This is a genomic window from Pseudarthrobacter oxydans (genome assembly GCF_030812335.1).
GTDB classification, from domain to species: Bacteria; Actinomycetota; Actinomycetes; order Actinomycetales; family Micrococcaceae; genus Arthrobacter; species Arthrobacter oxydans_B.
On sequence record NZ_JAUSSN010000001.1, the window covers coordinates 257419 to 279842 of the forward strand.

Consider the following 22424-nt stretch of genomic DNA (forward strand, 5'->3'; position numbering starts at 1 on the left):
CGGGCTACGTTCCCGTGGGGCTGGGGGTTGATTCCGCGGCCGCGGCCTTGGCCAGGTGGTAGGTCACGACCGAGCCGGCGGGCACCTCGCTGCCGGAAGCAGGTTCGGCGCTGACGAAGGTCCCGGGCGCCTCTTTTTTGTTCGTCGGATTCACGTCCGCGCCCTTCGCCCAGCGCAGGCCGGCGTTCTGGATGGCCTGCTGGATTGCGGCTTCGCTGGCCCCGGACTGCAGGGTCGGCACCGTAACGCTTTGGGGTGCTTCCGGGCCCTTGGAGTAGGACACCGTGATCGTTGTGCCTGGCTGGACCGGCCCGGCGGGGTCGATTTCGACAACCGTTCCGGGGGCGGACTCGTCGAAGACCTCTGCCCCGGTGACGCCCAGGCCCAGGCCGATCAGTTCCCTGCGGACGTCGTTGTACAGCCGGCCGAGGTACCTCTCCGGAATCAGGTTAATGGCGGCCGGTGTGGACTGCGTCGGTGCCGCGGAGGTGGTGGTGGGGCTGGCACTGGTGGTCGTGGGCGAGGCGCTTGTGGTGGCCGGTGAAGCACTAGTGATGGCGGCGCTGCTGCTGCTCGCCGGAGTCTGCGGGAACAGAATCCCGGCCTGGGTCAGCATGACGCCCACCAGTGCGAACAGCACCAGCAGGATCAGGGCAATCAGCGGCCAGGTCCAGGGGCTGCGTCCGCGGCGTTCCGGCTCAGTGGCCGGCTCGTCGTAGTCGTCGTCCTCCTGGACCCAATTGCGTTCCGCGGCGAGGGCGTCGGCACGCGACAGTGTGTTGCGGGCTCCATACGCGCTGGCGGCGGCGGCCCCGGCAGCAACCCCTGCTGCGGCACCCGCTCCGGCGGCGCCAACCACGGGCAGCGCAGAAGTGGCCGACGTCGTCCCATCTGCAGCGCCGATGACGCCGGTTGCTGCCGTCGGGATGTCCACCGGTGCCGTGATCGGCCCGGTGGCTGCTTCGAAGAGCAGCATGCCCGGGACGGCGGCGTGTGCTGCCGGGATGTCGCCGTTGCGGATGGCCTCGGCGGCTTCCGACAGTTTGAGAGCGTCCGCCGGGCGGTTCTTGGGGTCCTTGGCCAGCATGGACATCAGCAGGGCGCGGACCGGCTTCGGCAGGGTTTCCGGAAGCGGCGGCGGCGCATCATTGACCTGGGCCAGAGCGATCGCGATCTGGGATTCCCCGGAGAACGGGCGGTGCCCGGTGAGGCACTCGTAGCCGATCACGCCGAGGGCGTAGATGTCCGAGGCGCCCGTAGCAAGCTGGCCGGTTGCCTGCTCCGGAGCCAGGTACTGGGCGGTGCCCATAACCTGTCCGGTCTGGGTCAGCGGGACCTGGTCGGCCAGCCGGGCGATGCCGAAGTCCGTGACCTTGACACGGCCGTCCGGGGTGATCAGCAGGTTGCCCGGCTTGATGTCGCGGTGGACCAGGCCCTGGGCGTGGGCCACCGAGAGGGCGCGGGCCGTCTGCGCGATCATGGACAGGGTGCGGTCCGGGGAGAGCACCTGTTCATGTTCGATGATGCTGCTCAGCGGCTGGCCCGGGACCAGCTCCATGACGAGGTAGGCGGAGCCTTCTTCCTCGCCGTAATCAAAGACATTGGCGATGCCCACGTGGTTCAGGAGCGCCGTGTGGCGGGCTTCGGCGCGGAAACGCTGGAGGAAGCCGGGGTCGCCCGTGTACTCCTCCTTGAGCACCTTGATGGCGACGATGCGGCCAAGGATCAGGTCTTTGGCTTTCCAGACTTCTCCCATGCCGCCGATCGCAATACGCGTGGTCAGCTGGAACCTGCCGCCGAGGGTGATTCCTGATGAAGGCCTCACTTATTCAACACCGCCTCAAAAATCTTCTTCGCGTTCGGACTGGTTAGTGTTGCGCCGGTGGTGATGTCTACGCCTTCAATGACGATGGTGACAGCCACCTGCGGGTCATTCGCCGGGGCAAACCCGGTAAACCATGAGTTGTTCAGGCCGTCGCCGAGTTCCGCTGTTCCGGTCTTGCCGGCCACCTTCACGCCGGGCACTGCCGCCTTACTGGCGATCCCGTCGTCGACGACGCTGACCATCCACTCGTTGATCTGCCGGGCAATCTCCGGCGTGGTGGAGGTCTGCAGTGCCTGGGGTTTCGGCTCGCTGATCGGCCGCAGGTCCGGGGAGCGGACGGCCTTGATCAGGTTCGGCTGCATCTGCACCCCGCCGTTGGCGATCGCAGCTGTCATCTGGTTGATCTGCAGCGGGGTGGCCCGGACGTCCCGCTGGCCGATCGACGACTGCGCCAGGCTGGCGTCGTCCAGTTCTTCGGTCGGGAAGAAACTCGGGGCGGAGTCCAGCTTCAGCTGGTCGCCGAAGTCCTGGCCGAAGCCGAACTTCTCCGCCTGGTCCGCGATGGCCGCCTGCCCCAGGTCCAGGGCAATGCTGGCGAACGGAGTGTTGCAGGACTGCTGCAGAGCGAAGGCGAACGTCGCCGTGTTGCGGGTGTAGCAGTTGCCGCCGGCATAGTTAGGCAGCGTGTACTGGATGCCGGGGAAGGACATCTCCGCCGGGTTGGGCAGGACGCTGTCCTTGTTGTACTTGCCCGAGCTAAGCGCCGCGGCCGTGTCGATGAGCTTGAAGACGGATCCCGGTGCCAGCAGAGCCCCGGTGGGGCCGCTAACGTTCTGGTTCAGGTTGATCCCGGGGACCTTGTTCAGTTCGGCGAAGTTGGCAGCCTCTGCCACGGGATCCTGGGTGGCGATCAGGTTGGGGTCGTAGGAGGGCTTGGACACCATGGCCAGGATCGCGCCGGTCTTCGGATTGGTCACCACGATCGATCCGCGCTGGCCATCCGGGATGAGGTCGTAGGCGAGCTTCTGGATCTCGGGATCGAGCGTGAGCTCCACCGAGGCGCCCTTGGGCTGGTTGCCCAGGAAGAGCTGGCCGACCCGGTCCAGGAACTGCTGGTCCGAGCTACCCGCGAGCTCTTTGTTCATCGTCTTCTCCAGGCCGGTCACACCGAAGCTTCTGGAGAAATAGCCGGTGATCCCGGCGTACGGTTCCGGCTGGTTGTAGGTCCGCTGGAACTTGCAGCTTTCATCGGCAGCGACGGATTCGGCCACCGGGGTGCCGCCCACGATGATGGCGCCTCTGTCGTTGCAGTAGTTCTGCAGGAGGGTCCGCTTGTTCCAGGCGTTGGCCTCCAATTCGTCCGCTCCGACCACCTGGACGTAGCTGAGGGCACCGAAGATCAGGACGAACATCGCGATCGCCGCGATCCAGGCATTGCGAATGGCTTGGTTCACAGCTTCACCGCCTCGGTCGGGGCGTCCGGACTGTTCCGTCCGGTGCCGGGCACAGTGGCCGGCTTCGAAGGCATGACAGGCAGTACTTTCTGTGGGTCGGGTTCCTCACCGGGAGCTAGCGGTGTTGTGTCCACCGGGCCGCGCGCCGTATGCGAGATCATCAGCAACAGTCCGACGATGATCCAGTTGGCCAGCAGTGAGGAACCGCCCGCGGCCAGGAACGGCGTGGTGAGGCCGGTGAGGGGTATGAGCCGGGTGACGCCCCCGATCACGACAAAGCACTGCAGCGCAATGGCGAAGGACAGCCCGGTGGCGAGCAGCTTCCCGAACGCGTCACGGGTGCCGAGCGCGGCACGGAAGCCCCGGGTGAAAAGCAGCAGGTACATCAGGACGATCGCGAAGAGACCGATCAACCCGAGTTCCTCGCCGAAGGAGGCAATGATCATGTCGCTATTGGCGAACGGAACCAGATTGGGGCGCCCTTGGCCGAGGCCGGTGCCGACCAGTCCGCCGTTGGCCATGCCGAACAGACCTTCGACGATCTGCAGGCTGCCGCCGAACGCCCGGCCGTAGACCTCGTCGGTGAAGGCGTTGATCCAGCCGTCAATCCGCAGGGCGACGTGGGAGAAGACGCGGGAGGCGACGAATCCGCCGGCCGCGATGAGCCCGACGCCGATGATCACCCAACTGATGCGGCTCGTGGCGACGTAGATCATCACCAGAAAGAGTCCGAAGAACAGGATCGACGAGCCGAGGTCCCGCTGAAAGATCAGCACGCCGATGCTCACGAGCCAGGCGGCGATCATAGGACCCATGTCCTTGAACCGCGGGAACTGGATGGGACCGACTTTCCGGCCGGCCAGCAGGATGAGATCGCGGTTGGAGGAAAGATACCCGGCAAAGAATATAGCGAGGGTGATCTTGGCGATCTCCCCGGGTTGGAAGGTCATCGAGCCGAACTTGATCCAGACCCGGGCGCCCAGGATTTCACCGGCGCTGATGCCGGGAACCAACGGGAGGATCAGCAGGAAGGCACTGGCGGCCAGGGAAATATAGGTGAACCGGCGGAGGATCCGGTGGTCCTTGAGGAACCAGATGACCGCGATCGAAACGGCCATGGCCACCAGGGTCCACCGCAGCTGGTTGTTGCCCGTGTCCTCCCCGACCCGATCCAGCCGGTGGATCATGGCGAGGCCGAGGCCGTTGAGCGCCACCACCAGCGGAAGTATTACCGGATCGGCATATTTTGCCCGGAGGCGCAGGACGATGTGGAACGCGAGGGCTGCGGCGGCGAGCAGACTCGACTGGAACCAGAAATCGGTGTCGAACGCTTTCTGCTGGTCCACGCCGACTAGGGCGTTGGCCCCAATGCCGACGGCAAGGGCCAGCACCAGCAGGACCAGTTCCACGTTCCGCCGCGGCCGGGGCGTGGGATCGATGGATGTCAATTCCCCACCTCGCAGACAGGGGCCGTCGCCGCCGGCGAAGGTGCCGCGGTCGCGCCGGGACCCGGCGTGACACCCGGGTCGGCCGTGGCACTGGGGTCCGCGGTCGCGCCGGGGGTGGCAGGGGTCGGAGACGGGGTGATGCACTCGTCCGCGGGGGCGGTGGTGCCGGTGCGCTCAAGGTTCTTAACGATCCGCTGGGCGTCATAGAGGTCCCGGGCCGGCACGGTCTGGCGTACCCGCTGCTGGGAGAATTCAGGGAGATCTGACATCCGGATTTCGGTCACCGCTTCGAGGGTGGAGAGCTGGATGGGTCCCAGGCGCTGGGAGACCCCGTTGAAAATGGCGACATGCTGGTCGTGCTCGCCGATGTAGTACCGCGTCTGGGTCCAGGCGTAACCCAGCCATAGACCCACCATGAGGAAAGCCACAATGGCCGCGGCAATGGAGACCGTCACCCAGCGGCGGGGACGGCCGGCCTGCCGGTACTCTTCGGCTTCCTCCCTTGCCTGCTCCGACTTGTGAGTCAGGACCGTTGCCGCCCGGCGGGCCATGGTGCGCCCCGCAATGGTGGGGATGGAGCCGGATTCCGCGGCGGCTGCGGCAGCGCCCACGAGTTCGTGGGGGCGCCCGGCCAGTTCCTCGCGGAGCACCTCGGCGGACAGATGCTCACCCAGGTGCGGGTCGGTGGAGGTTGGCGGTTCGCCCGCCGCGCCGGGGTCGGAATGGGAGTCTGCGGCCCCGGACGGAGCGGGGGCCGATGCGGCCCCACCGGCCAGTGGGAGGGTGGCGGAGGCGCCGGTATCGGCCGGTCCTTGGGTCTTCGGCGGCGTCTCGGCAGTTTTCGCTGCACCAAAGGTGTTTCCGGTCTGGCGGGCGCCTTCGGACCCGGCCGCGGCTACGGTGGACGGCAGCGTCGACGGGACAATTTCGACGGCGGCGGTCCGGACGTCGTCGGTGGTCGGTTCGACGATCTCCAGCATCACCACGGTGACGTTGTCCGGGGCACCGGCCTCCAGCGTGAGATCGACCAGCAGCTCAACGCATTCCCGCAGGCTGTTGGTCTCCCGGACGGTGCGCTCCACAACGTGGCCGGCGACGTAGTTCAGACCGTCGGAACAGAGTAGCCAGCGCTCACCCGGTTCGACCTCGAGCGTCGCCAGGTCCAGTTCAGGGCTGGCGTCGACATCGCCGAGGACGCGCATCAGGACGTTTTTGTGCGGATGGGTCTCCGCTTCTTCCGGGCGGAGACGGCCTTCATCGATGAGGCGCTGAACGAAAGTGTGGTCCACGCTGACCTGCTCGAATTCGCCGTTCCGGAGCCGGTATGCGCGGGAGTCGCCGATATGGGCGAAGTGCAGCTTGCCCTCGGCCAGCAGGAGGGCGGTGACGGTGGTCCCCATGCCAGCCAGCTTGGGGTTGATGTGGACGAGTTCGGACAGCAGCGAGTTGGCGGTCTGGATCTCGTCGGCCAGGACAGTGCCGGCGTCGCCGTCGTAATCGTCGCTATCGAGGTGGATCATGTCCAGCACCGTGGCGGCAGAGGCGACATCGCCGCCGGCGTGTCCACCCATGCCGTCGGCGACGACGGCGAGGTGGCGGCCGACGTAGGCGGAGTCGTCATTCTTCGCGCGCACGCGACCGACGTCGGAGCGCGCGGCGTAGCGCATGATGAGCGGCCGCTTAGGGGCAGTTGTTTTGCCTTCGGCCCTGTCTGCGGGGCGATCAGGGGCAGCCACGGCTACGGCCTCAATTCAATGACCGTCTTGCCGATTCTCACGGGGACACCCAGCTCTACGGGCAGTGCCCTGGTGAGCTGCTGGTCGGCCAAATAGGTTCCGTTGGTCGAGCCAAGATCCTCGATAAACCAGCGGCTGCCCTGCGGGAACAGGCGGGCGTGGCGGCCCGATGCATAGTCGTCCTCCAGCACAAGGGTGGCTTCCTGGGCGCGGCCCAGCAGGATGGGGCTCGCGGCCAGCGGGATCGTGGTGCCCTTGAGCGGGCCTTCGGTCACGACCAGTTGGCGGGGCTGTTGTCTGACGGGGGCTGCCTTTTCGGCCAGGGCCGGGTTCTTGCGGACCTGCCGCGCTGTGGGGGCGCCCGCTGCTGCCTTGCGTCCGATCATGAGGTCGCGTCGCATGGCGGCAACGATGCTGAAGATCAATACCCACAGGAGGAGCAGGAAACCGAAGCGCAGGGCCGTGATGGTCAGTTCGCTCATCGGCGGCCGCCTGGGCTGGCGGGCAAAAGTCGGAAGATGATCTTGGTCCGTCCCATTGTGATCGTGGAGCCGTCGGTGAGTTCCGAGGAGCCCGCGATCTTGTGGCCGTTGACGTAGCTGCCGTTCGTGGAGCCCAGATCCACGGCCTGGGCAGTGCCCGGTCCCGTGCGGATCTCCAGATGGCGGCGGGAAACGCCGGTGTCGTCAATAAGGATGTCTGCCTCCGAGGAGCGTCCCAGCACGATCGCCGGAGCGTTCAAGGAGTAGCGCTGCCCGTCGATGTCCAGCACGGGCTGCATCCGGGAAGGCTGGCGCGTTGGCGCGGCAGGCATTCCGGCGTGGGGGGCCGGCTGGGCGGGCGCGGAGGGGGATGCGGTCTTTTCGGTCCGGGATTTGATCTCGAAGTCGCCGGCGCGGCGGTCCCCGTCACGGCGGAAACTGATCCGGACGGGACCCTGGAGGGTGTAGCCCTGGCTGCGCACGTGGTTGATGACCACGTCGCAGAGTTCCTCAGCCAGCGGGGTGCCCCATTCCTGGGCCCGTGTGAAGTCGTCGTCGCTGAGGAGGACGTCAAAGACATTGGGGGCGAGGGTCCGTCCCGCGGCGATGGTGATGGCCTTGTTGTCGACCTCGCGGCGGAGGTGGCTGGCGATCTCGACCGGCTCGACCTGGGCGCGAGAACCGGTGGAGAAGACTCCGCGGACGGCCTTTTCGATGCCGCGCTCGACTTTGTCCAGCAATCCCATGGTCCTTCTCCTTTCGTGACGGCTGCAGGGCAGCATTCGTTCCGGAACTCGGTTTCCCACATCCGAGGGAGCCCGCTGTTAGCGGGCACTCCTACATCAGATACTACTGGGCGAGTCTGGGAATGGCCTTAATGCGCGTCGCCACCCCGCGCCGGGAAAGTGCGCCGGACCGGCCTTGACGTGCACGGACACCGGCTCGCTGCACCCCGCCGGAGACGGCGTCCAGGTGGCTCGGTGGGGTCTTGGTCCCGGTGGTGCCGGCCCCGGATGTCCGGCGCGGAACGTCAGGACCTGTCCCGCCCGGGAGGCCGATTGGTGTTTTCCCGCTGTTGTCCGTTATGCTTGATCTCGCTGCTTTTACGAGGTTTACGGCACGATTCTGGACCGAAAACTACGTGGAAGAAGTTGCGCGCGAGTGGCGGAACGGCAGACGCGCTGGCTTCAGGTGCCAGTGTCCGAAAGGGCGTGGGGGTTCAAATCCCCCCTCGCGCACGCAAATGAAAGAACCCCGGGAAATTAATGATTTCCCGGGGTTCTTTTTGTTTGCCCACGCGCAACCACGTTTCGCCCACGCGACTCCCGATCAGGCAACCGCCGTGGGCGGCCTGTACGCATAGTAATCAACATGGCCTACATCGAATCTCGCAAGCGCTAACATTGCGGCACAGTGTTCCTCGTTCCTCCGGGAAATCACGCCAGGAGCTCGAAGGGTCCCCTCAAGCCGGTGGCGCCCAGCTCTGCAGCTCGACGGCGTTGCCCTCAGGGTCGGTGACGTAGCACCAGGTGACCCGGCGCCCGTCAGCTGTCGTGAGCGTAACGACTTCGCCGATGGAGTTCCCGCCCTCATCGAGGACGCGGCGTCGAGCGGCGTGGACGTCCGTGACCGCGAACGCGATATGGCGGAAGCCCGGCCGGTCGATGCCCGCTTCCGACGCTCCGTTCGTCGATGCGAACGTGTAAATCTCGAGCGTCGGGCCGCCATCGCCATGCCCGGGCAGGCGCAGATGCACGCCCTGAAGGGCAGCGTTCGGTACGGCGGTGCCGCGCTCGAGGTCTTGCCCCGAGTAGTCGCGCTCCGGCGGGACCCGTGTGCATCCGAAGAGACGCACGTACCAGTCGGAGAGGTGGCGCCAGTCGCGTGCGATCAGATTCGTGTGCCCGTATCGGGCGCCATCGATGGGCTTACTTGCGTCACCACTCATGGACGCATCGTACTCACTGCAGGCCCCGGAAAGAACCGGTGAATCGGCCGCTGCGGGCTCCCAATCTTCCCCCTTCCGGCTTCGTGTTCGGCGACGTCGTTGCGCTCCCGGGGAGGGCCCGTCCCTTGACGAAGGCGCGCCCCGGTCACGCCCCGTCGACGTCGGCGTGACGGGCGGTCAGCCGCGTAACGTCCCAAAACGCGCGATCATCGCCTCCAGGCCCAGGTTGAACGCGACGTCGGCGGGTTTGTCGTAGCCTTCCAGGTCCTGCTGCTTGACGGCCGCGGTGAAGTTCGGCGTCGAGTCCGCCATGCTGCCGGAGTCAAAAATGTCCGCAGGCGCCGTGACGTCATAGGCCGAGCCGAAGATGAAGGACTCCAAGGCCACGATCGCGGACACGATCAGCCCCTGCGGAAAACCCGCACGGCTGAACCCCGCGCTGACGGCCTCATACATGGCCAGCGTCTTGGGGGCATCGGTAACCGGGAGCACGGCGATCACCGGGATCAGCGGCGTGTGCTTGGAGAACACGTCGCGGTAACTCCAGGCCCAGCTGCGCACGGCCTGGTCCCACGGTTCGGCCTCGAAATTGGACACATCAACGAAGGACGTCAGGTGGTCCTGGACCAGCACCAGGACGTCGCGTTTGGACGAGACATGGTTGTACAGGGCCGACGGCGCCACGTTCAGCGTCCGGGCCAGGGCAGCCATCGTGAAACCGTCATAGCCGCTCTTCCCGATGAGCTGCAGCGCCGCCGCCGTGATGCCGTCCTGGTCGAGGACAGCCGCCGCGGGCCGGCCCACCCGGCGGCGCGGCTTGGCGTCGTGGCGGTGCGGATCGGCAGGGGCGCTAGTTGGTGCCGGCATTGCTGGCCTTTCTGCGGTCGGTGTCCTGGATGCTCCCATTGTGCCCCCACTTTACGGGCACTTACCCGGCGAAATTTAGTGCTCAGGAGGTCTTCCCTGATGCTTCCGAAGGGTCTATAGTCTATCGTAAATGAACGGCATTCATTTAGTGGTACGCATCACTACAGTGGCCACAGAGAGGACATCATGCTGGAACTTGACCGCGACGTCGTCATCGTCGGAGCTGGCCCCGCCGGGCTGACCGCAGCACGGGAGCTGAAGAAGGCCGGCCTGAGCGTGGCCGTCCTGGAGGCGCGCGACCGTGTCGGCGGCCGCACCTGGACCGACACGGTCGACGGAGCCATGCTGGAGATCGGCGGCCAGTGGGTCTCCCCGGACCAGACTGAATTACTGGCCCTCCTTGACGAGCTTGGCCTGCAGACCTACTCCCGTTACCGCGACGGCAAATCCGTTTACATCGGCTCCGACGGCAGGCGCACCCTCTACACGGGCGCTACTTTCCCGGTCAGCGAAACCACCGCCGCCGAAATGGACAAGCTCACCGCCCTGCTGGATTCTCTCGCCGCCGAGATCGGCCCCACCGAACCGTGGGCGCACCCCAAGGCCCGCGAGCTGGACACCATCTCCTTCCACCACTGGCTGCGGGAGAACTCCTCGGACGAGGAAGCCTGCAACAACATCGGGCTCTTCATTGCTGGCGGCATGCTGACCAAACCCGCCCACGCCTTCTCCGCACTGCAGGCAGTGCTAATGGCAGCCTCCGCCGGATCCTTCACCCACCTCACCGACGAGGACTTCATCCTGGACAAGCGCGTCATCGGCGGAATGCAGCAGCTCTCCCTGCTGCTCGCCGCCGAACTGGGTGACGACGTCGTTCTGGACAGCCCGGTGCGCACCATCAACTGGACGCCGGCCTCCCCAGGAGTAATGGGAGAAAACACAGCCCACCAGGTGACCGCTGTTTCGGAGCGCGCCACCGTGAAGGCGCGCTTCGTCATCATGGCCGTGCCGCCGAACCTCTACTCCCGGGTCTCCTTCAACCCGCCTCTGCCGCGCCGCCAGCACCAGATGCACCAGCACCAGTCACTCGGCCTGGTCATCAAGGTGCACGCCGTCTACAGCACCCCGTTCTGGCGCGAGGACGGCCTCTCTGGAACCTGCTTCGGCGCCGGCGCCCTGGTCCAGGAGGTCTACGACAACACCAACCACGAGGACGCCCGCGGCACCCTGGTCGGCTTCGTCTCGGATGAGAAAGCCGATGCCATGTTCGAGCTCAGCGCCGAGGAACGCCGCCGGGCCATCCTCGAATCGATGGCCAGATTCCTGGGGGACAAGGCCCTCGAGCCGGAGGTCTACTACGAATCGGACTGGGGCTCTGAGGAGTGGACCCGCGGCGCCTATGCCTCCAGCTACGACCTCGGCGGACTGCACCGCTACGGCAAGGACCAGCACGCCCCTGTTGGCCCGATCTACTGGTCCTCCTCGGACCTCGCTGCCGAGGGCTACCAGCACGTCGACGGCGCGGTCCGGATGGGCCGCCAGACTGCGGCCCGGATCGTCGCAGCCGCAGACCGCAGCTCCGTGGCCTCCCATTAACCCGGACCTCCCACCCAACCCAACAGTTCAGAAAGGATCGGCCAGATGCGTTACGTAGTGGGGTATTCAGCCAATGCCAGAGGCCACGATGCCGTTAATCTGGCCGTATCGCTGGCACGCGGCCGCGGTGCCAGCCTGGATCTCGTCCTGGTGGTGCCGGAAGTCCAGCAGTTCGGCGCCGCCCATGCGCCCAAGGCAGGCTTCGAGAACCTTCTGAACGAGCAGGCTCGCCAATGGCTTGACGAGGCCCTGGCTCTCGTCCCGGCCGACGTTCCGGCGCAAGCGCACATCCGCAGCGGCGACTCCGACGCTCACGCTCTCATCGAGGCGGCCGAGGAACTCGGGGCAGACGTCCTGGTCATCGGGGCCACCAGCAGCGGACTGTTCAAGCGGTTCACCATCGGTTCGGTGGCCAGCGCGCTCCTTCACGCGTCCACCGTTCCGGTGGCCCTGGCACCGCACGGCTACTACCGCCAGGAAGCCCTTACCCGGATCAGCTGCGGACTCGGTACCCGGGCGGGAGCAGAGAAGCTGCTCGACTTCGCCATCGGCATGGCGGCGAACCGGGCGGTCCCGCTGCGCGTGGTGTCGCTGCTCGCGCTCGACGGCGGCGACTCAACCGCCGCTACGGCCGCCCGAGAGTACGCGGAGAAGACCGTCGCGGCAGCGGCGCCCGTCAGCCCGTCGGGCGTCCAACTGGCGGCCAAGACGGAAGTCGTCGTCGCACAGGGCCGGAGCATCGAGGAGGCCGTGGACGGCCTCGATTGGGAAGACGGCGAGGTCCTGGTCATCGGGTCGAGCCGGCTGGCCCAGGGCCGCTCCATCTTCCTGGGCAGCACGGCCAGCCGGATCCTCCGCGCCCTGCCCGTGCCGATGCTCGTGGTGCCAAGCGGCTACGAACTCAAGCACCAGAACCACCCAACGTCGAACGACACGTCAGGAGAGGCACCCCAATGAGTACCGAACACGCGGCGGCCAAGGCCTCGCACGACACCCACGCAGGACTGAGCGCCAAGGGCCTCAAAGCCGGATCGGTAGGCCTGATCGGCGCCGTCGTCATCGGCGTGTCCTGCATCGCCCCGGCGTACACGCTGACCGCGGCCCTGGGCCCGACGGTCGCCGAAGTCGGCGTCCAACTGCCGGCCATCTTCCTGGTGGGCTTCATTCCGATGCTGCTCGTCGCGTTCGGCTACCGGGAACTGAACAACGCCATGCCCGACGCCGGAACCTCCTTCACCTGGGCCTCCCGCGCCTTCGGGCCCTGGATCGGCTGGATGGGCGGCTGGGGACTGATCGCCGCGACGATCATTGTGTTGTCCAACCTGGCCGCCGTGGCCGTGGACTTCTTCTACCTCATGCTGGCCCAGCTGTTCGGCAACCCCGAACTGGCTGACCTGACCCTGAACCTGCCGCTGAACATCGCCACTACCTTGGTGTTCATTGCGCTGGCCTGCTGGATCTCCTACCGCGGCATGGAAACCACCAAGGGCGTGCAGTACGTGCTGGTCGCATTCCAGCTCTTCGTGCTCGGCTGGTTTGCCGTCGCCGCCTTCAGCCACGTCGCCAACGGCACTGCCTTCGATGCCACCGCGATCAGCCCCGAGTGGTTCAACCCGTTCGCCGTCGAATCCTTCTCGGCCTTCGCTGCCGGCGTCTCCCTCTCGATCTTCATCTACTGGGGCTGGGACGTGACCCTGACCATGAACGAGGAAACCCGCAATCCGGAGAAGACCCCGGGCCGCGCGGCCACCGTCACCGTGCTGGTCATCGTGATCATCTACATGACCGTCGCACTGGCCACCCTGTCCTACGCCGGCATCGGCCAGGAAGGCCTGGGCGCCGGAAACCCGGAAAACCAGGGCAGCATCTTCGCTGTCCTCGCCGGACCGGTCATGGGCCCGTTCGCCATCCTGATGTCCCTGTCCATCCTGAGCAGCTCGGCCGCGTCCCTGCAGTCGACGTTCGTCTCACCGGCCCGGACGCTGCTGGCGATGGGCCACTACAAGGCGCTGCCGACCAAGTTCGGCCGGATCAGCCCCACCTTCAAGTCCCCGAGCTACGCCACCATCGCGGCGGCCATCGCCGCGGCGGGGTTCTACGTCATCACCCGGACCACGTCCGAGAACGCGTTGTGGGACACTATCACCGCACTCGGCATGATGATCTGCTTCTACTACGGCATCACCGCCCTGGCCTGCGTCTGGTTCTTCCGGAGCGAGGCCTTCAGCGGGGCACAGGCATTCTTCTTCAAGTTCCTCGCCCCGCTCCTGGGCGGCGTCATCCTGCTGGTGATGTTCGTCAAGACCGCCTATGACTCCATGGACCCGGCATACGGTTCCGGATCATCCGTCGGCGGCATTGGCCTCGTGTTCATCCTGGGTATGGGCGTGATCCTGCTGGGCGTCGTGCTCATGCTGGTCATGGCCAAGATCCGCCCGGAGTTCTTCAAGGGCAAGGTCCTGCCCACGGGGTACTAGGGCCGGGTACCAGGTCCGCGCCGCACCACACCGGGAAGGTCCTTCTTCCGCTAGCCGCTGGAAAGTAAGCAAACTTACCAATAGGCTGGCGGGAGGGGGACTTTCCCCCGTTCGGAACCAGAACGAGGTGACAGCATGTCGGACGCAGAAAACATCAGCAAAGTTACGGACATCATCAACGATTCGCGGATCGGGATGTTCACTACCGTCAACGAATCGGGCGCTCTGGTCAGCCGGCCGCTGGCCGTCCAGGATGTGAGGGACGACGGCGACATGTGGTTCTTCACGTCCGCCAACACTTCCCAGGTGGCCCATGTCCGGGCGCACCCGCGCGTCAACGTCTCCTTCGGCAAACGCACGGAATGGGTGTCCGTGGCCGGAACGGCCGAAGTCGTCACCGACCGCCAGAAGATCCACGAGCTTTGGAACCAGATGGTCGAGGCCTGGTTCCCGGACGGCCCGGATACCCCGGAGGTGGTCCTGCTGCACGTCGATTCCGACTCCGCCGAATACTGGACCAGCCCGGGCGGAACCGCAGCGACGGTGCTGCAGTGGGTCAAGTCCAAGGTCACGCACAGCCGGGTCAGCGTGGGCGAAAGCGGCACGGTCGAACTGTAGGTCCTGGCAAGCGCGGGGGTGCCGGCGTCGGCCTGCTGCGATCTCCGAGGGTGGGGGTTATTGCTGAGATGCGCGCTTTCAGCCCTTGGCCGGATCCACCCTGGACAGTCCGGCGGGCCGGGCCGGAGTGTCCTGGCCGACACCGGCGGCCTGTTCGGCCTCGGCGAGGGCCTGTTCCAGCCGGTCAACCGCCGGGGCATAACCGGCGTCCGTCCCGCCACGAAGCTGCTCCGCGGCCTTCATTGCCCGGATCAGGGCGGCCGTCTCCGGCTGCCGCGGGTCACTCATGGCGGGATAATCGATGCTGTGCGCCGGGTCCAGTTCGTAGCGCTGCCAGCGGGCCAGGGCGCGGCGGTGCCGGGCCGCGGCTGCCTCGTTACTGGCCGCTATGTCCCGGGAAATCCGGCGGGCCTCGCTCCGGCTGAAAACCTTGGGAGTCCAGAAGTAGGAGGCGGCGGCCGCGGCCACGGCGAGAACACCAAGCAGCAGTCCGGCCCACGGTGCCGCCAGGGCCGGGAGGATCACGGCCGGCGCCACGATGGCGAGTCCGGCGAAGACGTCCCAGAACACGGCATCGGGCAGGCCATCGCTGGCGGCGGCCACATGCTTCCGGACGAGATAGACCGAGGCTCCGGACGCGCACACGACGACGACGGCCAGGGCCAGCAATTGCCAGAGCGCGAAGGGGGCGGACTCGAACAGGGACGGCATTCCAACACCTCCAGGGATCCGGCCCGGACGGGCACGGTTCCGCTGATTCCATTGGAGTCCATTGGAGGAGGGCCGTCAATAGCCCGGAACGGTGCGGGAGCCCGCCGCGGCCGGACCGGTTCACAGCAGGACCCGCCCCGGCGTAGCCTAGGGCCCATGCGACTGAAAATGTGCAGCATCCACGTCAGGGACCCCGCCGCCGCTTTCGAGTTCTACACCGGAATCCTGGGCTTTGAGAGCCTCCTGGCCATGCCGGAGCACAACCTCTACATCGTGAAGGACCCGGCCGGGTCCGGCGGTGGATCAGTCGGGCTCCTGCTGGAGCCCAGCGACAACCCGGTCGGGGCCGCCTACATGAACGGATGCCACGACGCCGGGCTGCCCGCGATCGTCCTGGGCGTGACCGATGTCCGGGCGGAGTACAAACGGCTCGCGGGCAAGGGCGTGATCTTCCAGGGCGAACCATCCGTTGGTCCCGGCGGCACCACGGCGGTGTTCGACGACGGGTGCGGCAACTTCGTTCAGCTCCACCAGGACTGAGGGGGCCGCCCCCTGGACCGGGGGGCGTGCCCTGAAGGCAGCCGCGGCTACTCGGCCGCGGTGCGTGCCTGCTTGGCGTCCTTCTTCGCAGCCTCGTCCTTGACCCGCTGGGCCTCGGCGCGGACGGCAGCGTGAGTGGAGCGTTCGGCGACCAGCCACGCCGGGGGGGCCTGCAGCAGCGCGGTGATTTCCGCCGTCGTCAGCGCTTCCTCGACGCCGCCGCGGGCCAGGCCGCTGATGGAGACGTTGAGCTTCTGCGCTACCACCGGGCGGGGGTGCGGGCCGTTGCGGCGGAGTTCGGCAAGCCACTCCGGCGGGTTGGCCTGGAGTTCGGCGAAATCGGCGCGGCTGATGACCGAATCCTGGAACTCCTGGGGTGTTGCGGGCAGGTAGATGCCAAGCTTCTTGGCAACGGTGGCCGGCTTCATGGACTGGGAGTTTGCAGAGGTCATGCTTCAAGGGTATCCGGCCAGAGGCTGGCTGGGCACCGGCACTGAGCACTGACACCCGCCGTGCGCCGGGCCGGGCGGTACTGTGAACATGTGTCCGCAGCAGAAGAAACACCCCAGACCCCCGACGAAACCGCCGCCGTCCCGGCCGAAGATGCCGTGCGGGAGCTGCGTTTTGCCTACGTCGCCGGCGTGACGCCCGGCAAGTGGACCCGGCGCTGGGAAGAGCGGATGCCCGATGTTCCGCTGCGCTCCTTTATGTCCGAGGAGGGCGCCCAGCTCAGCGTGCTGCGCGACGGTTCCGCGGACCTGAGCTTCGTCCGGCTGCCGGTGGACCGCGAAGGCCTCAGCGTTATCCCCCTGTATGAGGAACAATCCGTGGTGGTGGCACCCAAGGGGCACGAGATTTCCGTGTTCGAGGAGGTGGCCTTCGCCGACCTGTCCAACGAGACCTTCCTGGATGTCGCCGAACTCGGCGGACCGGAGATGGCCCTGCAGGTCGTGGCCTCGGGGGCCGGCCTGGTGATCCTGCCGATGTCAGTGGCCCGCCACTTCAACGTCAAAGGCACCGTGGCGCGCCAGCTCACCGGCGCCCCGACGACGGAGATCGCCGTGGCCTGGCCCAGCGACAGCACGGACGAAGTGATCGAGGAGTTCATCGGGATTGTCCGCGGCCGGACCGCCGCGAGCTCCCGCCAGCCCTCCGCCCAGCAGGAAAAGCCCAAAAAGGAACCGAAGCCGGACCGGCGCGGTCCCGCGGTCAAGAAGCCCAAGGTGGCGCAGCGCTACGCGCCCAACCCGGACAAGGGCCGCGGCAAGGGGTCACGGAAAAAGGGCAAGCGCTAGGACGCCGCCCGGCCCGGAAGGGCTACTTGGCGCAGGCGTCCTGCAGGGCCTTGACGGAATCGGACGGAACCTGGTCGCCGGATTCGGCGATCTCCCGCAGCGGCGTGGTGATCTCCGCGGGCACACCCGCGGTCTCGGCACCGGCGACCAGGCCGCCGAGCAGTTCCTTGTCCTGGACGCTGACCAGGCCGTCCTCGACGAGCGTGCAGGCCTGCTTCTTCACTTCACTCCCGGCCGCCGTGGCAACCTGGGAGGCGCCGTCGCTGACGGCCTTGTTTGCGGCGTCCTGCACCTGGCCGCAGCCCGTCAGGGCGATCATGAGGGTGGCGGCGGACAAGGCGGCAAGGCGAAGTTTCATGCCTCCACCCTAACAAGCGCTCCTGAGCGGAAGCTGGCCGCGGGCCGTCACTGGAGGAACCGGAACGCCGTCCAGGGCCTTGCCGTCAACACGCACTGATCGTCGTGGACGGCCCCGAAAGCGGCGCTGCGCCGTGCTGAGGCAGCCCGGAAAAAGGCCGGAGCGCCGCACGCGATACACACCAGGCGTCGGCGGCGGGCCCCGGGCGGGTGGTGGAAGTCGTGTCCCACACACCCGTCCCGGCGTTCCGCACCTTGACGCCCCGCACTTCGTGGGGAGCCGGAGGCCGGGCCGTCACATTCTCGAACTTAGCGCTTGACGGCGTCCAGCTTCAGCATCTTGGCGATGACACCGTCGAGCTCGGAGTCGTTGAAGATTTTCTTCCAGTCGTCCTTGATGATGGTGTCCTTGCCGTACTGGATGGCGATTTCGCAGGCCTCCGAGAACGGGTTGGAGCCGCGGAGGGCGTTGGTCAGGGCGATCTGCACGTGGCCGAACAGCATGGCCTTGGCGGCTTCCTCAGGGACACCGGCGGTGTGCACGGTCTCGTGCAGCGCCTCGTTGAGCAGGGTGCCGATCATGCAGGCCACGGTTTCCACCAGCGTGGGTTCCAGGATGGCGAGCTGCTTCACGGTGACCCAGTGCACGTCGATGACGGGGGCGTAGATCGTGCGGATGACGGCCTCGGCGGCTGCCTTGGTCTCTTCCGGGGCGTTCTCGTCGATCGCGGCGACCACATTCTGCGGTGCGCCTTCGCCGCCGAAGGTGTCGGCCCATTCCTCCTTGGTGGTGCGCTCCAGGAACACGGACGGGTGGCACGGGTGGGCCACGGCCTGGACCACGTCGTCGCGCTTGGCCAGCAGGCCGGCGTAGGCGGCGGCCGGGTCCAGGGTGAGCAGGATTGCGCCGGCCTTCATCTGGGGGACAACACCTTCGGACACAACGCCGAGGACGGTGTCCGGGACGGCGAGGATGACCACGTCGGCGCCCTTGACGGCGTCCTCAGTGGCGGTTATTTCGCGGCCTTCGGCCTGGATGCGTTCCTGGCCGGCGGGGGAGTTCTCGCTGTAGAAGACGGTGTGGGCGCTCTTCTGGAGGTTCCGGGAAACGCGCATTCCCATTTTGCCACCGGCTCCGATGACGGCGACGGTCAATTGTTCTGCTGACATTTCACTTGCTCCTTAGGAATTCGATGCTTTGCTGGGTCCACTGGTTTTCGAGGCGGATGGTTTCCGCCTCGGAGTCCTGCCACGGCAGCCAGTGTTCGACGATCTGGTTGATGTTTCTTTCTTTGGGCTGAAACTTCCCGGCCATGTAGTCATAGTCGAGAAGCCCTTCGCCGAGGGGAGCGCCGGAGTACGTGAACCCGACCCACCCCTCCTTGCGGCTGAACGCAAAGTCTTTGATGTGCATGTTGAGGACGTACGGGGCGACGGCGTCAATCACCTCACGGGGCATCTCCAGTGCCGCGACCGTGTTGGCCGGGTCGCTGCAGATGCCCAGGTACGGGCTGTCCACGCGGCTGATGACCTCCAGGATGCGGGAGGTGGGGACCTGTTCGTAGGTTTCCACCGCGATCTTCACCCCGGCGGCCTCGAATTCCGGCAGGACCCCGGTGAAAATCGCTACCGCTTCGTCCACCGTCGGGGCGTGGCCCGGGACGTTGAACATGGTCCGCAGCAGGGGAGATCCGAGGATCCCGGCGATGCGCAGGAACTTGCGCAGATGCTCCGGCCGGATGCCCTTGGTGCCGAGCTCCAGGGAGATGCCCAACCGGTCAGCTGTGGCGCGGACGGCTTTCAGTTCGGAGTCCGTCATGGCTTCCAGCGGGGCGTAATCGCAGATCTGGAAGAGGTCCACGCCCAGGGCTGCGGTCCGCTCCAGTGCCTGGTGGATACTGAGCGGACTGGAGACCTGGTCCGAGAGCTGCCAGAAAAAGGCGTAGCTGCTCAGGCCTATGCGTGAGCCCGGTCCGATGCCGCTCATGCGGCCACCTTCTGCGCGGCCAGCCGTGCGGCGGCCTCGTCCAGGATGGTCTTGAGCGCCTTCGGATCGTGGGCGAAGCGGCCCAGGAACAACCCGGCGACGGCGGGGCCCAGTTGGGTGATCAGGCCGGGGCCGGCGCTGCCGCCGTAGATCACCCGACTGTCGGCCTGGCCGGGCATGGAGCGCAGGTGTGCGTCCAGTCCGGTGATGACGGCGCTGATGTACTCCGGCGTTGCGGGCTCCGGGGCGCCGATGGCCCACTGCGGCTCGTACGCCACGATGGTGCGGCCGACCGGCCCCAGCGACTGCGCGCGGTTAAGGGCGGCGTCGATCTCCGCGGAGCAGCGGGTGACGGCTTCCTCCACGGAACCCTGCTGCCGTTCGCCGACGCACAGGACCGGGGTGAGGCCGTTGCGGTAGGCGGCGGCGGTCTTGAGCCCGATGATCCTGTCGTCCTCGCCGAAGATCCGGCGGCGTTCGGCGTGGCCCACTTCGGCGTACCGGCCGCCGAGTTCGGCCACGATCCTGCCGCCGACTTCACCGGTGAACGCGCCTTCGTCCTCCCAGAAGATATCCTGCGCGCCGGCTGCTGCCCCTGCGGTCCCGAGGATGCGGGCCGCTTCGGGCAGCCCCGGGAGGGTGGGCAGCACGAAGAGCTCGATGTCGCCGTTCTGGACCGTCGGGTGCGCTGACGCGATGGCGGCCACGTCGCGGCAGTAGTCGAGCGTGCGTGCGTAGCCGAAGTACATCTTCAGGCTGACGCCGATGATGGCCTTGGGTGAGGCTGTCCCGCCGGCGGCGGGGTTAGCAGGAAGTGACACCTTCATAGTCCTTAATCAGGGTGACTTTTTCGGCCGAGGCGGAGGTCTCGTCGAAGGTGTAGGTGAGCCATTCGCGGGCGAGCCGGCGGGCCAGTTCCAGTCCTACGACGCGCTGGCCGAAGGTGAGGACCTGGGCGTTGTTGCTCAGGATGGAGCGTTCCACGGAGAAGCTGTCGTGCGCGGTGACGGCGCGGATGCCGGGGACCTTGTTCGCGGCGATGGCGACGCCGAGCCCGGTGCCGCAGACCAGCAGTGCGCGGTCGGCCTTGCCGGTGGCGATGAGTTCGGCGGCGGCGATGGCCACGGACGGGTAGGGGGTGTGGCTGGTGGCATCGACCCCGACGTCGGTCACGGATTCGACCAGGTCGGAGGCCTCCAGGTCAGCTTTCAGGGCTTCCTTGTATTCGAAACCGGCGTCGTCGGCTCCAACGATCAGGCGCAGTTTGGCGCTCATGTTTTCTCCTTAATGGTGGTCCGCTCGATGAGCGTGTTGTGGATGGCTCGGACGATCAGTGCCATGGATACCGCTCCGGCGTCCGGGGTGCCGAGGCTCTTCTCGGCGTGCGGGCGGGCGCGGCCCATGAGGGGCAGCAGCTGTGCGGTGTCTTCGGCGGCCTGTTGCGCGACCGTGGCGGCGGCGCCCCAGGCCTCGGTGAGGGACTGCCCGGCATTCACACCGGATGTGAGGGCGTCGCGGAACGGGACGAGGACATCCACCAGGGTCTTATCCCCGGGCTTGGCCTTGCCGAACTCCATGATCGCGGCCGCCGCGCCGGCGACTCCGGCGGCGACGGCTTCGGCGTCGGGGGCTTTGGTGTCCCCGACCGTGTCTCCGACGGCCCGCAGGGCCATGCCCCAGAGGGCGCCGGACGTGCCGCCGGCCTTGTCGGCCCAGGCATCAGCGGCGAAGTGCAGGGTGGTGGCGGCACCTGCGCCGCCGGCGACGGCGTCACGGGCTGCGTCGACGGCGGCGCGGACGCCGCGTTCCATGCCGATGCCGTGGTCACCGTCGCCGGCGATGGCGTCGATCCGGCCGAGTTCGTCGGCGTTGGCCTCCACCACGGCCTTCGCGGCGCCGAGCGCGGCGAGGATGCGGACGGCACCGGCGCGGGATTCTTCGGATGCGGCCGGGATCGATGCTTGGGCCTCGGCGAGGTCGGTGACTTCGGTGGTTTCGAGGGCCGCCGCGGTGACGGCGCCGCGGCGGAAGGCCGGGGCGTCGGCCGGTGCGTTCCAGAGGGTCTCAAGTTCGTCGTCGAGCCAGAAGAGGGTGAGGGAGGTGCCGGCCATGTCGAAGCTGGTCACGAGTTCGCCCACCTGCGGGTCCACCGCGTCCAGGCCGGCGGCGGCGAGGAGCTGGGCGACGCGGCGGTAGACGACAAAGAGTTCCTCGTACTTGACGCTGCCCAGACCGTTGAGGATCGGGACCACGCGCGGTCGGGCAGCAGCGCCGGCCGAGGCCTCGAGTCCCTCGGGGATTTCGGTGAGGAGTTTGGCCACCAGCAGCTCGGCGAGCTCGTCCGCCGTCGGGATCTCCGTTTCGCCGATGCCGGGTTCGCCGTGGATGCCCATGCCCACGGCCATCCGGCCCACGGGGACGGAGAACAGCGGGTGGTCAGCGCCCGGCAGGGTGCAGCCGGTAAAGGCGACCCCGAAGGAACGGGTGCGGTCGTTGGCGCGCTCGGCGATGTCCACGGTGGCGTCCATGGAATAGCCCGCTTCCGCGGCGGCAGCGGCGACCTTGAAGACGGTCAGGTCCCCGGCAATGCCGCGGCGCTTGCTGCGTTCGGCCGGCGGGGCGGAGGATACGTCGTCGGTGACGGCGATGCTCCGGCAGTCGATGCCTTCCTTGTGGAGACGGTCCTGGGCCTGATTGAAGTGCAGGACGTCGCCGGCGTAATTGCCGTAGCCCAGGAGCACGCCGGCGCCGTTGTTGGCGGCTTTCGCCACGTTGTAGACCTGCTGGGCGGAGGGGGACGCGAACAGGTTGCCCATCGCGGCGCCGTGCGCCAGGCCCTGCCCCACCAGGCCGGCGAACGCCGGGTAGTGACCGGATCCGCCGCCGATCACCAGCGCCACCGTGTCCGGAGTGCTCCTGGTGCTGCGGACCACGCCGCCGGAAACGCGCTTCACCCAGCGGCCGTGGGAGGCAACAAAGCCTTCGATCATCTCGTCAGCGAAAGCTGAAGGTTCATTGAACAGGCGGGTCATGGGAAGCTCCTGGGCCTAACTAAGGGAAAGGTCGTGACGCGAATGTTGGTG

22 protein-coding genes and 1 tRNA gene are annotated in these 22424 nt (G+C 67.0%); 7 read left to right on the plus strand and 16 right to left on the minus strand.

The window, feature by feature from the left end:
* Positions 1 to 4 precede the first annotated feature (4 nt).
* Genes J2W14_RS01215 through J2W14_RS01240 form a run of 6 tightly spaced genes read right to left on the minus strand, consistent with a single transcriptional unit; the run spans position 5 to position 7691 of the window.
* On the minus strand, positions 5 to 1825 hold the full coding sequence (locus J2W14_RS01215) for a protein kinase domain-containing protein (RefSeq protein WP_307457211.1): 1821 nt from the start codon (positions 1823 to 1825) through the stop codon (positions 5 to 7).
* The gene (locus J2W14_RS01220; protein WP_307457213.1) at positions 1822 to 3279 is read right to left on the minus strand and encodes a peptidoglycan D,D-transpeptidase FtsI family protein; all 1458 of its coding nucleotides are present in this window, start codon (positions 3277 to 3279) and stop codon (positions 1822 to 1824) included. Before J2W14_RS01220 ends, J2W14_RS01215 begins: the two co-directional genes overlap by 4 nt.
* Positions 3276 to 4727, minus strand: coding sequence for an FtsW/RodA/SpoVE family cell cycle protein (locus tag J2W14_RS01225; protein WP_307457216.1), 1452 nt, complete (start codon positions 4725 to 4727; stop codon positions 3276 to 3278). The genes J2W14_RS01220 and J2W14_RS01225 overlap by 4 nt, the downstream gene beginning before the upstream one ends.
* Entirely contained in the window at positions 4724 to 6463 is a 1740-nt protein-coding gene (locus J2W14_RS01230; protein WP_307457220.1) for a PP2C family protein-serine/threonine phosphatase, read from the minus strand. The genes J2W14_RS01225 and J2W14_RS01230 overlap by 4 nt, the downstream gene beginning before the upstream one ends.
* 2 nt (positions 6464 to 6465) lie before the next feature.
* Positions 6466 to 6945: an FHA domain-containing protein FhaB/FipA gene (locus tag J2W14_RS01235; protein ID WP_307457224.1), complete on the minus strand. Its 480-nt coding sequence runs from the start codon at positions 6943 to 6945 to the stop codon at positions 6466 to 6468.
* Complete coding sequence (locus tag J2W14_RS01240) at positions 6942 to 7691, minus strand: FhaA domain-containing protein (protein ID WP_307457227.1); 750 nt, start codon at positions 7689 to 7691, stop codon at positions 6942 to 6944. Before J2W14_RS01240 ends, J2W14_RS01235 begins: the two co-directional genes overlap by 4 nt.
* A 409-nt stretch (positions 7692 to 8100) precedes the next feature.
* Here J2W14_RS01240 and J2W14_RS01245 point away from each other — a divergent pair.
* A tRNA-Leu gene (locus tag J2W14_RS01245) sits at positions 8101 to 8183 on the plus strand.
* Between the two features lie 224 nt (positions 8184 to 8407).
* Here the strand turns inward: J2W14_RS01245 and J2W14_RS01250 are convergent.
* Positions 8408 to 8893, minus strand: coding sequence for a VOC family protein (locus J2W14_RS01250; protein WP_307457229.1), 486 nt, complete (start codon positions 8891 to 8893; stop codon positions 8408 to 8410).
* 177 nt (positions 8894 to 9070) lie between these two features.
* On the minus strand, positions 9071 to 9760 hold the full coding sequence (locus J2W14_RS01255) for a TetR/AcrR family transcriptional regulator (RefSeq protein WP_307457232.1): 690 nt from the start codon (positions 9758 to 9760) through the stop codon (positions 9071 to 9073).
* Between the two features lie 186 nt (positions 9761 to 9946).
* Between J2W14_RS01255 and J2W14_RS01260 the strand changes: the two genes are divergently transcribed.
* The 4 genes from J2W14_RS01260 (at position 9947) to J2W14_RS01275 (ending at position 14451) form a co-directional block, all read left to right on the plus strand.
* Positions 9947 to 11356, plus strand: coding sequence for a flavin monoamine oxidase family protein (locus J2W14_RS01260; RefSeq protein WP_307457234.1), 1410 nt, complete (start codon positions 9947 to 9949; stop codon positions 11354 to 11356).
* Between the two features lie 45 nt (positions 11357 to 11401).
* Entirely contained in the window at positions 11402 to 12313 is a 912-nt protein-coding gene (locus J2W14_RS01265; protein ID WP_307457236.1) for a universal stress protein, read from the plus strand.
* The gene (locus tag J2W14_RS01270; RefSeq protein WP_307457239.1) at positions 12310 to 13833 is read left to right on the plus strand and encodes an APC family permease; all 1524 of its coding nucleotides are present in this window, start codon (positions 12310 to 12312) and stop codon (positions 13831 to 13833) included. The genes J2W14_RS01265 and J2W14_RS01270 overlap by 4 nt, the downstream gene beginning before the upstream one ends.
* 135 nt (positions 13834 to 13968) lie before the next feature.
* Positions 13969 to 14451: a pyridoxamine 5'-phosphate oxidase family protein gene (locus tag J2W14_RS01275; protein ID WP_307457243.1), complete on the plus strand. Its 483-nt coding sequence runs from the start codon at positions 13969 to 13971 to the stop codon at positions 14449 to 14451.
* Between the two features lie 78 nt (positions 14452 to 14529).
* On the opposite strand, the gene J2W14_RS01280 is transcribed toward J2W14_RS01275, so the two are convergent.
* A complete protein-coding gene (locus tag J2W14_RS01280; RefSeq protein WP_307457246.1) occupies positions 14530 to 15162 on the minus strand; it encodes a hypothetical protein in 633 nt (210 codons plus the stop codon).
* A gap of 156 nt (positions 15163 to 15318) precedes the next feature.
* On the opposite strand from J2W14_RS01280, the gene J2W14_RS01285 reads away from it, so the two are divergent.
* On the plus strand, positions 15319 to 15702 hold the full coding sequence (locus J2W14_RS01285; RefSeq protein ID WP_307457249.1) for a VOC family protein: 384 nt from the start codon (positions 15319 to 15321) through the stop codon (positions 15700 to 15702).
* 47 nt (positions 15703 to 15749) lie between these two features.
* Here the strand turns inward: J2W14_RS01285 and J2W14_RS01290 are convergent, their stop codons facing one another.
* Positions 15750 to 16154 carry a DUF5997 family protein gene (locus J2W14_RS01290; protein ID WP_307457252.1) on the minus strand — a complete coding sequence of 135 codons (405 nt, stop codon included), beginning with the start codon at positions 16152 to 16154 and terminating at the stop codon, positions 15750 to 15752.
* Positions 16155 to 16244: 90 nt separating this feature from the next.
* On the opposite strand from J2W14_RS01290, the gene J2W14_RS01295 reads away from it, so the two are divergent.
* The gene (locus J2W14_RS01295) at positions 16245 to 16997 is read left to right on the plus strand and encodes a LysR family substrate-binding domain-containing protein (protein ID WP_307457255.1); all 753 of its coding nucleotides are present in this window, start codon (positions 16245 to 16247) and stop codon (positions 16995 to 16997) included.
* Positions 16998 to 17019: 22 nt separating this feature from the next.
* Here J2W14_RS01295 and J2W14_RS01300 read toward each other — a convergent pair whose 3' ends face one another.
* From J2W14_RS01300 to J2W14_RS01325, 6 genes are all read right to left on the minus strand, one after another.
* Positions 17020 to 17355 (minus strand): hypothetical protein, encoded by a 336-nt coding sequence (locus J2W14_RS01300; protein WP_307457259.1) that lies wholly within the window; start codon positions 17353 to 17355, stop codon positions 17020 to 17022.
* 308 nt (positions 17356 to 17663) lie between these two features.
* Positions 17664 to 18524 carry a phosphogluconate dehydrogenase C-terminal domain-containing protein gene (locus tag J2W14_RS01305; protein ID WP_307457261.1) on the minus strand — a complete coding sequence of 287 codons (861 nt, stop codon included), beginning with the start codon at positions 18522 to 18524 and terminating at the stop codon, positions 17664 to 17666.
* 1 nt (position 18525) lies between these two features.
* Positions 18526 to 19341: a sugar phosphate isomerase/epimerase family protein gene (locus J2W14_RS01310; RefSeq protein ID WP_307457264.1), complete on the minus strand. Its 816-nt coding sequence runs from the start codon at positions 19339 to 19341 to the stop codon at positions 18526 to 18528.
* Positions 19338 to 20162, minus strand: coding sequence for a triose-phosphate isomerase family protein (locus J2W14_RS01315; protein ID WP_307457266.1), 825 nt, complete (start codon positions 20160 to 20162; stop codon positions 19338 to 19340). Before J2W14_RS01315 ends, J2W14_RS01310 begins: the two co-directional genes overlap by 4 nt.
* On the minus strand, positions 20146 to 20616 hold the full coding sequence (locus J2W14_RS01320; RefSeq protein ID WP_307457268.1) for a ribose-5-phosphate isomerase: 471 nt from the start codon (positions 20614 to 20616) through the stop codon (positions 20146 to 20148). The genes J2W14_RS01315 and J2W14_RS01320 overlap by 17 nt, the downstream gene beginning before the upstream one ends.
* Entirely contained in the window at positions 20613 to 22373 is a 1761-nt protein-coding gene (locus tag J2W14_RS01325; protein ID WP_307457271.1) for a dihydroxyacetone kinase family protein, read from the minus strand. Before J2W14_RS01325 ends, J2W14_RS01320 begins: the two co-directional genes overlap by 4 nt.
* Between the last annotated feature and the right edge of the window lie 51 nt (positions 22374 to 22424).

Excerpts from the sequence above, each read along its gene's own strand:
- J2W14_RS01235 (WP_307457224.1), bottom strand. The coding sequence starts at position 6,945 with ATGAGCGAACTGACCATCACGGCCCTGCGCTTCGGTTTCCTGCTCCTC.
- J2W14_RS01240 (WP_307457227.1), bottom strand. The coding sequence starts at position 7,691 with ATGGGATTGCTGGACAAAGTCGAGCGCGGCATCGAAAAGGCCGTCCGC.
- J2W14_RS01250 (WP_307457229.1), bottom strand. The coding sequence starts at position 8,893 with ATGAGTGGTGACGCAAGTAAGCCCATCGATGGCGCCCGATACGGGCAC.
- J2W14_RS01255 (WP_307457232.1), bottom strand. The coding sequence starts at position 9,760 with ATGCCGGCACCAACTAGCGCCCCTGCCGATCCGCACCGCCACGACGCC.
- J2W14_RS01260 (WP_307457234.1), top strand. The coding sequence starts at position 9,947 with ATGCTGGAACTTGACCGCGACGTCGTCATCGTCGGAGCTGGCCCCGCC.
- J2W14_RS01265 (WP_307457236.1), top strand. The coding sequence starts at position 11,402 with ATGCGTTACGTAGTGGGGTATTCAGCCAATGCCAGAGGCCACGATGCC.
- J2W14_RS01270 (WP_307457239.1), top strand. The coding sequence starts at position 12,310 with ATGAGTACCGAACACGCGGCGGCCAAGGCCTCGCACGACACCCACGCA.
- J2W14_RS01275 (WP_307457243.1), top strand. The coding sequence starts at position 13,969 with ATGTCGGACGCAGAAAACATCAGCAAAGTTACGGACATCATCAACGAT.
- J2W14_RS01280 (WP_307457246.1), bottom strand. The coding sequence starts at position 15,162 with ATGCCGTCCCTGTTCGAGTCCGCCCCCTTCGCGCTCTGGCAATTGCTG.
- J2W14_RS01285 (WP_307457249.1), top strand. The coding sequence starts at position 15,319 with ATGCGACTGAAAATGTGCAGCATCCACGTCAGGGACCCCGCCGCCGCT.
- J2W14_RS01290 (WP_307457252.1), bottom strand. The coding sequence starts at position 16,154 with ATGACCTCTGCAAACTCCCAGTCCATGAAGCCGGCCACCGTTGCCAAG.
- J2W14_RS01300 (WP_307457259.1), bottom strand. The coding sequence starts at position 17,355 with ATGAAACTTCGCCTTGCCGCCTTGTCCGCCGCCACCCTCATGATCGCC.
- J2W14_RS01305 (WP_307457261.1), bottom strand. The coding sequence starts at position 18,524 with ATGTCAGCAGAACAATTGACCGTCGCCGTCATCGGAGCCGGTGGCAAA.
- J2W14_RS01310 (WP_307457264.1), bottom strand. The coding sequence starts at position 19,341 with ATGAGCGGCATCGGACCGGGCTCACGCATAGGCCTGAGCAGCTACGCC.
- J2W14_RS01320 (WP_307457268.1), bottom strand. The coding sequence starts at position 20,616 with ATGAGCGCCAAACTGCGCCTGATCGTTGGAGCCGACGACGCCGGTTTC.
- J2W14_RS01325 (WP_307457271.1), bottom strand. The coding sequence starts at position 22,373 with ATGACCCGCCTGTTCAATGAACCTTCAGCTTTCGCTGACGAGATGATC.